This window comes from uncultured Tateyamaria sp., from assembly GCF_947497045.1.
Lineage (GTDB): Bacteria > Pseudomonadota > Alphaproteobacteria > Rhodobacterales > Rhodobacteraceae > Tateyamaria.
In genome coordinates, this window is record NZ_CANMEU010000001.1 from 632,510 (window position 1) to 646,588 (window position 14,079).

General features: G+C 58.0%; 16 protein-coding genes. 11 read left to right on the forward strand and 5 right to left on the reverse strand.

The window, feature by feature from the left end; all coding sequences use genetic code 11:
- The first annotated feature begins 467 nt into the window (after positions 1 to 467).
- From dnaA to Q0859_RS03400, 9 genes are all read left to right on the forward strand, one after another.
- Positions 468 to 1,835, forward strand: coding sequence for a chromosomal replication initiator protein DnaA (gene dnaA, locus Q0859_RS03360; protein WP_299147484.1), 1,368 nt, complete (start codon positions 468 to 470; stop codon positions 1,833 to 1,835).
- 169 nt (positions 1,836 to 2,004) lie between these two features.
- Positions 2,005 to 3,123 carry a DNA polymerase III subunit beta gene (gene dnaN, locus Q0859_RS03365; RefSeq protein ID WP_299147485.1) on the forward strand — a complete coding sequence of 373 codons (1,119 nt, stop codon included), beginning with the start codon at positions 2,005 to 2,007 and terminating at the stop codon, positions 3,121 to 3,123.
- A 44-nt stretch (positions 3,124 to 3,167) separates the two neighbouring features.
- Entirely contained in the window at positions 3,168 to 4,268 is a 1,101-nt protein-coding gene (gene recF / locus Q0859_RS03370; protein WP_299147486.1) for a DNA replication/repair protein RecF, read from the forward strand.
- Complete coding sequence (locus Q0859_RS03375; RefSeq protein ID WP_299147487.1) at positions 4,265 to 4,885, forward strand: LysE family translocator; 621 nt, start codon at positions 4,265 to 4,267, stop codon at positions 4,883 to 4,885. The genes recF and Q0859_RS03375 overlap by 4 nt, the downstream gene beginning before the upstream one ends.
- Before the next feature lie 80 nt (positions 4,886 to 4,965).
- Positions 4,966 to 7,383, forward strand: a complete 2,418-nt coding sequence (gene gyrB, locus Q0859_RS03380; protein ID WP_299147488.1) for a DNA topoisomerase (ATP-hydrolyzing) subunit B — start codon at positions 4,966 to 4,968, stop codon at positions 7,381 to 7,383.
- A 1-nt stretch (position 7,384) separates the two neighbouring features.
- Complete coding sequence (locus Q0859_RS03385; protein ID WP_299147489.1) at positions 7,385 to 8,074, forward strand: nitroreductase family protein; 690 nt, start codon at positions 7,385 to 7,387, stop codon at positions 8,072 to 8,074.
- Positions 8,075 to 8,086: 12 nt separating this feature from the next.
- Positions 8,087 to 8,791: an extensin family protein gene (locus Q0859_RS03390; protein ID WP_299147491.1), complete on the forward strand. Its 705-nt coding sequence runs from the start codon at positions 8,087 to 8,089 to the stop codon at positions 8,789 to 8,791.
- A 55-nt stretch (positions 8,792 to 8,846) separates the two neighbouring features.
- Positions 8,847 to 8,999, forward strand: coding sequence for a hypothetical protein (locus Q0859_RS03395; protein WP_299147492.1), 153 nt, complete (start codon positions 8,847 to 8,849; stop codon positions 8,997 to 8,999).
- 182 nt (positions 9,000 to 9,181) lie between these two features.
- Positions 9,182 to 9,523: a DUF2853 family protein gene (locus Q0859_RS03400; RefSeq protein ID WP_299147493.1), complete on the forward strand. Its 342-nt coding sequence runs from the start codon at positions 9,182 to 9,184 to the stop codon at positions 9,521 to 9,523.
- Between the two features lie 229 nt (positions 9,524 to 9,752).
- On the opposite strand, the gene Q0859_RS03405 is transcribed toward Q0859_RS03400, so the two are convergent.
- The 5 genes from Q0859_RS03405 to tsaD all read right to left on the reverse strand — a co-directional run bounded on the left by Q0859_RS03405 (position 9,753) and on the right by tsaD (position 12,934).
- Entirely contained in the window at positions 9,753 to 10,145 is a 393-nt protein-coding gene (locus Q0859_RS03405; RefSeq protein WP_299147495.1) for a DUF1761 domain-containing protein, read from the reverse strand.
- Between the two features lie 63 nt (positions 10,146 to 10,208).
- On the reverse strand, positions 10,209 to 10,628 hold the full coding sequence (locus Q0859_RS03410; RefSeq protein WP_299147496.1) for an EVE domain-containing protein: 420 nt from the start codon (positions 10,626 to 10,628) through the stop codon (positions 10,209 to 10,211).
- A complete protein-coding gene (locus Q0859_RS03415; RefSeq protein ID WP_299147497.1) occupies positions 10,625 to 10,900 on the reverse strand; it encodes a YciI family protein in 276 nt (91 codons plus the stop codon). Before Q0859_RS03415 ends, Q0859_RS03410 begins: the two co-directional genes overlap by 4 nt.
- A 1-nt stretch (position 10,901) precedes the next feature.
- A complete protein-coding gene (locus Q0859_RS03420) occupies positions 10,902 to 11,843 on the reverse strand; it encodes an NAD(P)H-dependent glycerol-3-phosphate dehydrogenase (protein ID WP_299147498.1) in 942 nt (313 codons plus the stop codon).
- Positions 11,840 to 12,934: a tRNA (adenosine(37)-N6)-threonylcarbamoyltransferase complex transferase subunit TsaD gene (gene tsaD / locus Q0859_RS03425; RefSeq protein WP_299147499.1), complete on the reverse strand. Its 1,095-nt coding sequence runs from the start codon at positions 12,932 to 12,934 to the stop codon at positions 11,840 to 11,842. Before tsaD ends, Q0859_RS03420 begins: the two co-directional genes overlap by 4 nt.
- An 88-nt stretch (positions 12,935 to 13,022) precedes the next feature.
- Between tsaD and Q0859_RS03430 the strand changes: the two genes are divergently transcribed.
- Both Q0859_RS03430 and Q0859_RS03435 read left to right on the forward strand, forming a co-directional pair.
- Positions 13,023 to 13,688, forward strand: a complete 666-nt coding sequence (locus Q0859_RS03430) for a uroporphyrinogen-III synthase (protein WP_299147500.1) — start codon at positions 13,023 to 13,025, stop codon at positions 13,686 to 13,688.
- A gap of 93 nt (positions 13,689 to 13,781) precedes the next feature.
- On the forward strand, positions 13,782 to 14,079 hold a 298-nt coding region (locus Q0859_RS03435; protein ID WP_299147501.1), incomplete at its 3' end, for a hypothetical protein.

Genomic DNA, 14,079 nt, shown 5'->3' on the forward strand with positions numbered 1-14,079 from the left:
TTTGCGGCGCTTTTTTCGTTTTTCCTATGAAAACAAGGGCCGCACAGATTCTTTGCACAAAAAGTCTGAGTCAAGATTTAAGTTCTATGGACGCACTGCGCGCGAACTTGTTACCACCGTGGTGCGACTAGGAATCGCCTTGGGGGGACAGGCCAGACATCGATACGATTGTTGCCGTATTGATCGACGGAGCGGGTAGACAAAGATAATGTAACCCGCATTTGGAATGGTGCAGTTTTGGCTGCAATCCGACCTGTCATAAAAATTGGTGTACGGTAGACGCGGAGCGCGTTTGGCCATGTTCTGGCCTTATGTGCGGTGTCTCATCTGTTAAAATCCGAAGGGATCGAGTCCGCTGGCATCTGGCAGCGGGGTGGGATCGATTTGCCTTCAAAATGAACGGGACGGAGGAGTCGTCCGGCACGGGCCGGTTGATTCTGATGGCAGATATGAATGGTTGGACGAAGATGACAAAAGAAAAATGGGGCGAACTGCGGGAACGGCTGCTTACGACGGTTGGACAGAACAATTACACCACATGGATTGAACCGCTCGACTTCAGGGATCTTGACGATGGGATCGCGACATTTGATGTGCCCACGCATTTCATGGGCAATTATGTCAGCCAGAACTTTTCCGATCTGATCCTGCACGAGCTGAAAAACGAAGATGACAGCATCCGCCGCCTCAGCTTTTCAGTGCCCGCCAATTCACAAAGCCGACCCAGCGCGATTGATACGCCTGCCCGGACGGCCGCGCCTGTGCCGCCCACGCCGACCCGCGCCCATGCTGCTCTGTCCGCCGCGCCGCTGGATCGGCGTTTTACCTTTGACAGCTTTGTTGTGGGTAAACCTAACGAATTGGCCCACGCCGCTGCCCGTCGGGTGGCCGAAGGCGGTCCTGTCACCTTTAATCCGCTGTTTCTTTATGGGGGCGTTGGCCTTGGCAAAACGCACCTCATGCATGCCATCGCCTGGGAACTTCAGACCCGCCGCCCCGATCTGAATGTCCTTTATCTGTCCGCCGAGCAATTCATGTACCGCTTTGTGCAGGCCTTGCGCGACCGCAAGATGATGGACTTCAAAGAGCTATTCCGCTCCGTCGACGTCCTGATGGTCGATGACGTTCAATTCATCGCCGGCAAGGGGTCAACACAAGAGGAATTCTTTCATACCTTCAACGCACTGGTGGATCAGAACAAACAGATCATCATTTCTGCCGACCGCGCACCAGGTGAGATCAAAGACCTTGAAGATCGTGTGAAATCCCGTTTGCAATGTGGTCTGGTAGTCGATCTGCACCCGACTGATTATGAACTGCGCCTTGGCATCCTGCAGTCCAAGGTCGAACAGCATGTCCTCACCTATCCCGACCTTCGCGTCGAGGACGGAGTGCTCGAATTCCTTGCCCATCGCATCTCCACGAACGTACGGGTGCTTGAGGGCGCGTTAACCCGGCTGTTTGCCTTTGCCTCCCTTGTGGGGCGCAAGATCGACATGGATCTGACCCAGGATTGCCTAGCCGACGTGCTGCGCGCCTCGGAACGCAAGATCACGGTCGAAGAAATCCAGCGCAAGGTCTCGGAACATTACAACATCCGCCTGTCCGACATGATCGGCCCCAAGCGGTTGCGCAGCTATGCCCGGCCCCGGCAGGTTGCGATGTATCTATGTAAAAAGATGACCTCGCGCAGCTTGCCCGAGATTGGCCGTCGTTTTGGGGGCCGTGACCACACCACGGTCATGCACGGCGTCAAGCGCATCGAAGAGTTGAAGCAGCAAGACGGTCAGATCGCCGAAGATCTCGAAATGCTGCGCCGGGCCCTTGAGGCCTGAAAACAGGTCGTAAATTCACCACAGCGGGTGCCCTATTCGGCACCCGTTTCGTATTTGAGCTCCCGGCGTCTTGACGCCGATGCCTGCGCACCCGACAAGCAACAAAATGCTTGTGATGCACGGTGGGTAAGCTAGTGTGCCCGTCCCGATGCCTGGTGGGAGAGCGACCATGAAAATCAGTGTTGAACGCGGTGTCTTGTTGAAGGCTGTCAGTCAGGCGCAGTCTGTGGTCGAGCGTCGCAATACCATTCCGATCCTTGCCAATGTGCTGATCGAGGCCGAAGGGTCTGACGTCACATTCCGGGCCACGGATCTGGATATTGAGGTCGTGGACAAGGCCCCGGCTCAGGTCGAGCGTGCCGGAGCCACCACGGTCGCTGCCACCACCTTGCATGAAATCGTGCGCAAACTGCCGGATGGCGCGCTGGTGACCCTGACCGCCGACAGTGCCGCTGGCCGTCTGGCGGTCGAAGCGGGCCGTTCCAACTTTTCCCTTGCGACGCTGCCCAAAGAAGACTTTCCCGTCATGGCATCGTCCGAGTACGCGTCGAACTTTTCCGTGCCTGCGCCCAAGCTGCGCCGCCTGTTCGACAAATCCAAATTTGCCATATCCACCGAAGAGACCCGGTATTATCTGAACGGAGTCTACATGCACATCGCAGACGGGGATGACGGCAAGGCGCTGCGCTGTGTGGCCACTGATGGTCACCGGCTGGCCCGGATCGACAGCGATTTGCCGGACGGGTCTGCGGACATGCCCGGCGTGATCGTGCCGCGCAAGACCGTGGGCGAGTTGCGCAAGCTGCTAGATGATGACGACATGCAGATCGCTGTGTCGGTGTCCGAAACCAAGGTTCGCTTTGCCACGCCGGACATTACGTTGACGTCCAAGGTGATTGACGGAACCTTCCCGGACTACACCCGCGTGATCCCGGTCGGCAATACTCGCAAGATGGAAGTGGATGCGTCCGATTTCGCCAAGGCCGTGGACCGTGTCGCCACCGTATCATCCGAGCGCTCGCGGGCGGTGAAACTGCAACTGGATGAGGATCGTCTGATCTTGTCCGTCAATGCCCCGGATTCGGGTGCCGCCGAGGAAGAACTGGCCGTCGCCTACGGTGACGAGCGCCTCGAGATCGGTTTCAACGCGAAATACCTGCTTGAGATTGCGTCGCAGGTGGATCGCGAGAATGCGGTGTTTATGTTCAACTCGTCGGGTGATCCGACGTTGATGCGCGAAGGCACGGATCAGTCGGCTGTCTATGTCGTCATGCCGATGCGCGTGTAACTTTCGCCTCCGGCGGGCATATTTTGGAACAATGAAGGGCTGGGATGGCGCTGCATCTGACATCGTTGGTGCTGTCGCATTTTCGCTCACATAAAGTCGCGCGGATGTCTGTGGATGCCCGTCCCGTGGCGATCCATGGCCCCAATGGTGCGGGCAAAACCAACATTCTGGAGGCCGTGTCACTGCTTTCGCCCGGGCGCGGGCTGCGTCGTTCCTCTGCCGAGGATATGACTCGCCGCCCCGAGGCTGTGGGGTGGAAGATATCAACGGTTTTAAACTCCTTACAGCAGGTGCATGAGGTCGAGACCTGGTCCGAGAACGGGTCCGCCCGTCAGGTTCGCATTGATGGCAAGGCTGCGGCCCAAACTGCACTGGGTCGTATTGCGCGGGTGCTGTGGCTGATTCCGGCCATGGATCGGCTGTGGATTGAAGGGGCAGAGGGGCGGCGGCGCTTTCTGGACCGCATGACGCTGAGTTTTGTGCCGGACCACGCGCAGGTTTCGCTTGAATACGAAAAGGCGATGCGCGAACGCAATCGGCTGCTCAAGGATATGGTCCGCGACCCGCATTGGTACGCAGCCCTTGAGACGCGCATGGCTGAGACGGGGGCGGCGATCCATGCCAATCGGCTGCACGCGCTTGATGAGTTGGCCCAGGCGCAAGGGGATGCGTTGACCACCTTTCCTGCCGCAGATCTGCTGCTTGAGCCGGGTGAATTGGGCATGCCTGAAGGTGCCGACGGTTTGCGCGCTGCACTGACGGACAACCGCGCCCGTGATCTGGGGGCCGGGCGCACCCTGATCGGGCCGCACCGTGCAGACCTGTTCGGGGTCTATGCGACCAAGGGGGTTCCGGCAAAGGACTGTTCGACAGGTGAACAAAAAGCGCTGCTGGTGTCACTGATCCTTGCCAATGCCCGTGCGTTGGCCCGTGATTTTGGCGCACCGCCCCTGTTGTTGCTTGACGAGGTGGGTGCGCATTTGGACGCCGGCCGCCGCGCGGCCCTGTATGACGAGATTTCCACGCTTGGGGCGCAAGCCTGGATGACGGGCACGGGCCCCGAGTTGTTCGAGACGATGGGCACACGTGCGCAATACCTGCATGTCAGCGACGTTGATGGTGCGAGCGTGGTTGCGCGCCCGTGACGCTCGCGCCGTGGGACATCGCGCTTTATACAGGTGCACTGTTGGCTCTGTTTCTGACACCCGGCCCGGTTTGGGTTGGATTGATCGCGCGCAGCCTGTCGGGCGGCTTTCACGCCACGTGGCCCTTGGCCTTGGGCGTTGTTGTCGGTGACGTGCTTTGGTCGCTGCTCGCAATCTTCGGGATCACGTGGATCCTGTCGGTCTATGGCGGGTTTCTTGAAGCGTTGAAATGGGTCTCGGCGGGCATCTTCGTCGTCATGGGGGTGCTTGTGATCCACAGTGCGGACGCCAAGGTCAACACCGACGGTCGGCTGACCCGTCCGGGCATGTGGGCGGGATTTCTGGCCGGGCTTTCTGTCATCCTCGGCAATCCCAAGGCGATCCTGTTCTATATGGGGATGCTGCCCGGCTTCTTTGATCTGACCCGGCTGACGGGGTGGGATGTGGCCATCATCGTCGCCCTGTCGATGGTCGTACCCCTGATCGGCAACCTTGCCATGGCGCTGTTCATCGATCGCGCACGGCGCCTGATGTCTAGCCCGCGCGCCTTGCGCCGGATGAACCTGACGGCTGGTGTTCTGCTGATCTGTCTGGGTCTGATTATCCCCCTGACCTGACACACAAAATCTTGCCTCGGTCACGTGACATTCCCCCTCAAAAAGCGTAAATTCAGGGCAACTAAAAAAGGGCCCGATACATGGCAGATAACGAGCAGATCCCAGAAGAATATGGTGCAGATTCTATCAAGGTTCTCAAGGGCTTGGAGGCGGTGCGCAAGCGCCCCGGCATGTATATCGGCGACACCGACGATGGCAGCGGTTTGCACCACATGGTTTACGAGGTTGTGGACAATGGCATCGATGAGGCGCTGGCAGGACACGCGGACGCGGTAACCGTCACAATTCACGAGGATTCATCGATATCCGTCAGCGACAATGGCCGGGGTATTCCGGTTGGTATTCACGAAGAAGAGGGCGTGTCGGCCGCAGAGGTCATTATGACCCAACTGCATGCAGGCGGCAAATTTGACAGCAACTCCTACAAGGTGTCGGGCGGTCTGCACGGAGTCGGCGTTTCCGTTGTAAACGCCCTGTCCGTCGAGCTGGACCTGCGCATCTGGCGCGATGGCAAGGAACATGTCGCACGCTTTGCGCATGGTGACACGGTCGAACACCTCAAGGTCGTGGGCGATTCCAACGGGCGCACCGGAACCGAGGTGCGCTTTCTTGCGTCAACCGAGACATTTTCGAACCTCGATTACTCGTTCGAGACGCTGGAAAAGCGGCTGCGCGAGTTGGCTTTCCTCAACTCCGGGGTGCGCATCATTCTGACAGATGAGCGTCCTGTCGAGCATTTGAAATCCGAGCTGTTTTACGAGGGTGGCGTGCGCGAGTTCGTCAAGTATCTCGACCGCTCCAAAGCCTCTGTCATGCCTGAGCCGATCTTTATCCATGGCGAAAAAGACGACATCGGCGTCGAGGTGGCGATGTGGTGGAATGACAGCTATCACGAGAACGTTCTGCCCTTCACCAACAACATCCCACAGCGCGATGGTGGCACGCATATGGCAGGCTTTCGCGGGGCGCTGACCCGCACCATCAACAACTATGCCCAGACCAGCGGTATCGCGAAAAAGGAAAAGGTCAGCTTTACCGGCGATGATGCCCGTGAGGGGCTGACCTGTGTGCTGTCCGTCAAAGTGCCTGACCCCAAGTTTTCGAGCCAGACCAAAGACAAGCTGGTCAGCTCCGAAGTGCGCCCTGCGGTTGAGGGGCTGGTCAACGACAAGCTAGCCGAATGGTTCGAGGAAAACCCGAACGAAGCGCGGATCATCGTGGGCAAAATCGTCGAGGCTGCCCTCGCCCGTGAGGCTGCGCGTAAGGCCCGCGAATTGACCCGGCGCAAGAACCCGATGGATATGAATTTCTTGTCCTCGAAACTGAAGGATTGTTCGGACAAGAACCCCGCCAATACCGAAATCTTTCTGGTCGAGGGTGACAGCGCCGGTGGATCAGCTCAGACCGGGCGGGATCGCAAGACCCAGGCCATTCTACCCCTCAAGGGTAAAATCCTGAATGTGGAGCGAGCACGGTTCGACCGAATGCTGGGCTCTCAGGAAATCGGCAACATGGTGATGGCGCTTGGCACCGGGATCGGGCGCGATGAGTTCAACATTGATAAGCTCCGCTACCACAAGATTGTCATTATGACAGATGCAGACGTGGACGGGGCGCATATTCGCACCCTGCTGCTGACCTTCTTTTATCGCCAGATGCCTGAGTTGATCGAAGGCGGATATCTCTACATCGCGCAACCGCCGCTTTACAAGGTCGCACGGGGCAAATCCGAGGTGTACCTCAAGGACGAGGCCGAGATGCAGGATTACCTGATCCAACAAGGGATCGAGGGGGCGATGTTGCGTCAGGGCAATGGTGAGGAAATCGCGGGCCAGGACCTGGTCCGCGTGGTGGACGAGGCACGTCAGTTGCGCCGTGTGCTGCAAGCCTTCCCCACCCATTATCCCCGTCACATTCTGGAACAGGCAGCGATTGCGGGGGCCTTTGTGCCCGGCGCGGTCGACGCGGATTTGCAAGGGGTCGCCGACAAAGTGGCCGAGCGGCTGAACCTGATTGCGCTGGAATGGGAACGTGGCTGGGTCGGGCGGATCACACAGGACAAAGGTGTGCGGTTGGCACGGATCCTGCGTGGCGTCGAAGAGGTGCGAACACTGGATGGGCGCATGATGCGCTCGGGCGAGGCGCGCAAGACCGGCAGCTTTACCGAGTCGCTGCAAGACGTCTACGGCACGCCCGCGACGCTGCATCGCAAGGATCGCTCTCAGGTGATTATGGGACCGATGGACCTGCTGGACGCGATTTTGGCCGAGGGTGAAAAGGGTCTGTCCCTGCAACGCTACAAGGGTCTGGGCGAAATGAACCCCGATCAATTGTGGGAAACCACGCTGGATCCGGATGCGCGCACCCTGCTGCAAGTGCGGGTCGAGGATATGGCCGAAGCCGACGATCTGTTCACCAAGCTGATGGGTGATGTGGTCGAACCCCGTCGCGAGTTCATCCAGCAAAATGCGCTGAGCGTGGAAAATCTGGACTTCTGATATGTTTTCCAAGGACGCGCTTGAATACACGCAACTGCCGCTGCCCGACCGGCAGGACCTGGACGATGCCGAGATGCTGGCACGCGCGGAACACTACCGCGATTTCATGGCCACGCGACATACGGTGCGCGACTATTCAACCCGGCCCGTTGCGCAGGACGTGATCGAGGCATGTATCGCAGCCGCAGGAACGGCCCCATCGGGGGCCAATCACCAGCCCTGGCATTTTGTGGCGATCAAAGACCCTGCGGCCAAAAAGGCGATCCGCGACGCCGCCGAAGAAGAAGAACGCAAGTTCTATGCCGGTGGTGCAAGCGATGAGTGGATCAAGGCGCTGGAACCCATAGGAACCAACGATCACAAACCCCATCTTGAGGATGCGCCCTGGCTGATTGTCGTCTTTGCCCAACGCTATGGCACTTTCGACGATGGGACCCGGTACAAGAATTACTACGTCCCCGAAAGCGTTGGGATTGCGACAGGTATGTTGCTGACGGCACTGCACACGGCCGGATTGGTCACGCTGACGCACACGCCGAACCCTATGAAATTTCTGGGTGAGTTGCTGGATCGGCCCGACAGCGAAAAGGCAACGATGATTATCGCTGTGGGTCATGCGGCTGAGGACGCGACGATCCCGTCGGTGGCCAAGATCAAAAAACCGCTCTCTGAAATTCTGACTGTGCGCTAGGCGATGCGGCTGATGTCGCTGGTTTACGCGCTACTCACGCTGGTCCTGATGGCCTGCGTTGGGTTGTTTTTGTTGATCTATGCGCCAGAGTCACCGTTGCCGGATGCGCTTAACCCGAGGAAACCGCTGAACATCGCCGATTCTGTAACGCCGCTGACCGCCTTCAAACTACGCCGCGCCTTGACGAATGGCGAAAGTTGCCGGGCGGCCTTGGCAACAGGCGCACAGTTTGACGCTCTGAACGATCTGGAAACCTCATCGCAATGCGGGATCGCAGATCGTGTAACATTGCGCCGGGTTGGGCAAGCCACGATGCATCCCGTCGAAACCCGGTGTCAGACAGCTTTGCGACTGGCGATGTGGCACCAGCATGGGGTGATCCCGGCGGCCACGCGCCACTTTGGGCAGGAGGTCAGGCAGTTGCATCATGCCTCAAGCTATAATTGTCGACAGATCAGAACCACCAGCGGTGGGTCAGGTCGGATGAGCGCCCATGCCACCGCAGAAGCGATTGATATTTCAGGTGTAACCCTGACAGATGGACGGCGCATCGATCTGATAAATGGTTGGGATGTCAGCGAGGCACGCGGTCCCTTTTTCAAGGACCTGCGCGACAGTGCCTGCATATGGTTTCAGGTCACGCTTGGCCCGGACTACAACGCCCTGCACGCTGATCATTTTCACCTTCAACATACTGGTTGGGGGCTGTGTCGATAACGGCTCCGGACCTGCCGGGAGCTAAGGTGGCGAGATCGTCGATAAAATCGGCCATGTGATCGACCAAAGTGAAGGTTATACAGCCGTCATCGGCATCAATGGCCTTCTGGGTCTGGGCTGTTACGCAATTGCCGTATCACTGTCCGAATTCCGGATAATCAGCGAAGAAAAACTGCCAAATGACTACAAGATCAACACATCGCTGTGATCCCTAGCACATCAAATCAGCGAGGCGCCCACAGTGACATCCCGTTTTTGCGTGTCAGGCGCCGGTTTTCCCCCTCAAAACTTCTTTGTACACGCTCACATTCGCGTTAACGTCTGTCCCACGAACATAATTCCGGGCGATCAGACTGAAATCTGGCGCCTCATACTGTTGGGAGAAAACATATGGGCAAACGTGACGAGCTGATCGCACAATATGCAGACGATCTGAAGAATAAATGCGGAATGACACCTGACATGGACCTGTTGACCAAGGTCACGATTGGTTGCGGTCCGGCGATCTACAACGCAGATGCATCAACCGTTGCAGGCAGCCAGAAATCCGAGCTGGAAACGGTAAAAGACAATTTTCTGATCAAGAAGCTTGGCCTGTCCGATAGCCCCGACCTGATGGCGGCCATCGACAAGGTGATCGAAACCTATGGCAAATCGGAGCGCAACAAGTACCGCGCCGTTGTTTACTATATGTTGACCAAGCACTTCGGCAAAGAAGCCGTATACGGCTGATCAGCCGTCCTTTTTCGCGATTTGATGCACCCGCCGTACTGGCGGGTGTTTCTGTTTTGAATTGAATGCATATTACAATGAAATGGCGTTCGGACTGTGGTTTTGGTATCAGAAACAAGTCCGACCAGAACGGTCAGGCCCGATATTTCGAACACGTGTGGTGGCTCTTGGGAGTGCTATGTGGTGAGAAAGGGTTCTGATCTTCGTCCGGTCAGAACCCTTTTTTCGTTCAGAAAAATGTCAGCGCAGTGCCAATCACCGCGCATCCAAACGTGGCATACCCCCCATCGATCAGCACCAATCGGAACGGTCGTGCACCGAACCCGTAAAACGTAGCGATCCAGGGTGTGACCAGAAACAGCCCAATCCCGAAGCCGGACACCAGCCCTTCACCCACCGAATCAATCCCACTGAGTGAAAAGACATGGCGCATCATGCCCGCCACCAAGATCGCACCAACGATGCTGGTGATGTAGGGAAGCGGGTTTGCGCTGTTGGTTGGTTTGCCGTCAATGACCGGTACACCCGACGCCTCCATCCACGGTTTGGCGAGAACGGTGTACCAAACCGCCCCAAACATAAATCCAGCGATGCCCGCAATCACAACTGCAAGAAATCCCATCTGTCCCTCCTTCGACTTTGATACCGGCAGAGTGGCAGAAAAATGCACATTTACCAAATCCAACTAGGGATCGACACCAGCCATCTCGCAAACCACAGCCCATTCCGGGGCTGTCACAGGCTGCACCGACAGGCGCGAATTTCGGATCAAAGCCATGTCGGTCAGGCGCGGATCGTCCTTGACCATTTCAAGTGTGACCGGCGTTTTGACGGGTTTAACCGCTTTGATGTCGACGCATTCCCATCGGTCGTCGTCAATTGTGCTGTCCGGGTGTGCTTCGGCAATCACTTCGACAATGCCTACGACCGCCTTTTCAGTTTGGGAATGGTAAAAGAACCCACGATCGCCCACAGCCATCTCGCGCATAAAGTTACGCGCCTGATAGTTGCGCACACCATCCCATTCCTCGCCCGTGTCGCCCTTTGCGACCTGATCATTCCAGCTCCATGTGCTGGGTTCGGATTTGAACAACCAGTAGTTCATGCGCCGATCACCTGTTTCCACGCGGTAATCGTCACATCCCGAAACAGGCCTGCCTTAGCATAGGGGTCGTTATCCGCCCAGTCCTGGGCCGCGGCCAAATCTGCTACCTCAAGCACAATCAACGACCCGCATGGCTGTTCATCGGCATCCAGAAAGGGCCCTGCCTGCCGGACAACGCCAGTCGCGTCGAGGTAGGCAAGGTGATCCGCCCGGTTTTTCATGCGTACGTCCAGCGCGCCTGACTTGTCCCAAGCCATCAATGCAAACAACATCTTATTCCTCCTTGAGCGGGCGTGCGAGCAGGTGATGCATCGCGCCGCTGATATCAATTTTGTGGTCGATCAGATCCGCGATGGTATCACAGATCGGCAAATCCAGTTCGTGCCGGTTTGGCAGATGCCGCAGCGCACGCGCGGTGCCTGCCCCTTCGACCGTTATACTGTCATCAAAGTCGGTCCCCGCACCAAGGGCAAGCCCAAGCCGATAGTTGCGCGACTGATCTGATGTGCATGTCAGCGTCAAATCCCCTAGCCCACTCAGCCCCATCAGCGTTTCGGCGTCGGCCCCCATCTGCGCCGCGATTCGTCGCATTTCTGCAAAGCCGCGCGTCATCAGTGCCGCCCGCGCACTATCACCCAGACCTGCACCCATCACCGCACCACAGCCAATGGCGATCACGTTTTTCAAGGCCCCACCAAGCTCGGTCCCAATGACATCCGCTGTACGATAAAGTCGCAGCGCAGGTGTCGCAAGCTGCGTCTGGATATCTGCTGCGACCTCCAGATCATTGCAGGCGAGGGTCAGTGCAGTTGGCAGTCCACGGGCGATGTCGTGGGCAAAGCTGGGCCCGGTCAAGACCGCGACATGCCGTGCATCGCTCAAGATTTTGGAGGGGCCAACACCAGTTGTTACCTCTATGCCTTTGCACGCCGCCACAACTGTATAAGCCGAGATATCCAGATCCGTTATGAACCGCCGTACCTGTTGCAGAGGTATCGTCAGAACAAGGATATCATGGTCAAAAACAGTCTCTATGTGGGGCGTTATGACAACGTGATCCGGAATATCAATGCCCGGCAGGCGGCGCTCATTGCGGCGCGTTTCGTTGATGTGTTGCGCCTGGCCGGCATCGCGTGCCCACAGGGTCACTGGTTGGCCCAATGCAACGGCTAGGGCTGTTCCGAATGCACCTGCCCCGATGATTGCGACGCTCATGCTTTGGCCCCCTTCTTACCGGACCCGAGCATTGAGGCGCTTTGAGTATCAAGAGGCATACGAGGACGCGCCGACAATCCCATCCCGTCGGGGCCGCGGACCTGCATCTGTTCGACCCCTGCGGCTGCAATCATCGCCGCATTGTCCGTACACAACGCCAATGGAGGGGCCAGAAACATGGTGCCGTGGCACTCTGAAACAGTCTCTAACAAGGTGCGAATATACATATTTGCAGCGACCCCTCCTGCCACACAGAGTGTTGGTGCTGCTGGATTTAGCGCCAGATAGACCTCGAGCGCCCGCTCGCTCTTGCGGGCCAAACTGTCAGCGACAGCCGCCTGAAACGATGCGGCAAGATCAGCCTGATCTTGCGTCTTCAATCCACCCTGTCCTGCAAGAATATCGTCCCGCGCGCGCAACACCGCCGTTTTCAAACCCGAGAAGCTGAGATCGCAACCGGGTTTGTTTGCCAGTGGCCTCGGAAACGCAAAGCGCGCAGGATCGCCGCCCCGTGCCGCAACCTCAATCGCGGGACCTCCTGGTTGATCCAATCCAAGCAGCCGTGCGACCTTGTCGAACGCCTCACCCGGCGCATCGTCGATGGTCCCGCCTAACCGCTCAAACCGATCCGGTCCGTGTGCAATCAGGAACTGGCAATGCCCCCCCGACACCAGCAGCATCAGATAGGGAAAGGCGACACCATCCGACAGCCGCGGCGTCAGCGCATGACCCGCCAAATGGTTCACCCCATAAAGCGGAATGCCTGTGGCCATCGCCAGCCCTTTGGCCATCATCACACCAGACACAACGCCCCCGATCAGGCCAGGTCCACATGTGACGGCTATCGCGTCAATCGCGCTCAACGGCAGGTTGGCCTGTTCCAATGCGGTCGCGATACTGACGTCCAACCGCTCCGCATGGGCGCGCGCAGCAATTTCGGGCACGACCCCGCCAAACTGCGCGTGCAGGTCGGTCTGCCCATAGACGACCGCGCCCAAGACCTGCATGTCGCCCGGCACACCGCGCACGACCGCAGCAGCCGTGTCATCACAACTGCTTTCAATTCCAAGGACTGTGACGGGCTGATCCATAGCCATGTTCCGTTGCACCAAGAGCCTGCGCGGGGTAACAGCATAAGCTGTGGCAAACAATGCACCCCGCACCCCCGTCCCACTGGTGATGACCCGCCCGCGCGCGGCCTCCGAAGCTTTCGTGGCAAGGTTGAGCCGTGACGTGGCAAACCGAATTACCCCCATCTACAGCCCGCTTATCGACATCGTAGGCATTGGCGCGGATTTTGAGATCGCACGCGATCACGGCGTCATTTTCACCTCGGGTAACGGTGTGCGTCATGCGCCGCACGGCACTGGGCAGGTGGCGTATTGCGTTGGACGTGCCACGACTGAATTGGCCCAATCCCGTGGGTGGACAGCACAGCAAGCAGGCGGTGACGCCCAGTCCTTGATTGAACAGATCATACGTATTCACCCAACACAGAGACTGTTTCACCTGTCCGGCACATATACGCGCGGCAATGTTGTGGATCAGTTGCGCAGCGCCGGATTGAAGGTCGAGCGGCGCGCCGTTTATGACCAGCCGTTGCACCCGCTATCCAACGACGCGCATGCAATTATGCAAAGCGCACCTTTTGTGTGCGTTCCTTTATTCTCGCCGCGCACGGCCACGCAATTTGCGGAGCATGTTATCCACCCTAGCTCTGTTCATATCATCGCGCTGAGCGCTGCAGTGGCGGAACCATTGCGCGGTTTGGGTATTGCGTCGGTGACAAATGCCGCCCGCCCCGATGCGGACGCAATGCGAACGGCTATCGCATCGGTGGTTTGACGACGAGGACCCTGCCACCGGGTTGAGGGTAACGAGGTCGCGGAGTAGTGTTTAACACGGCGCAGCACCGCAAAGTAGAATCGGGGGAAGACCTTGGCCAAACGTAAGAAGCCGGATGAGGCGAAGACGCCAACACCTACGAAGACCGGGTCGGATGATGTAACGCCGCCTACGGACAATGGTGCGCCACATATTGACATCGGTTCCGATGATTTGTTGCCCGATGCGAATGTTAAAACAACCGATAATGCCCCCGACGCGGTGGATGTGGCCCCAGATGTCGACGGCGACGTGGCTGATGACATGACGCCAGAGCCAGAGCCAGAGCCAGAGCCAGAGCCAGAGCCAGAGCCAGAGCCAGAGCCAGAGCCAGAGCCAGAGCCAGAGCCAG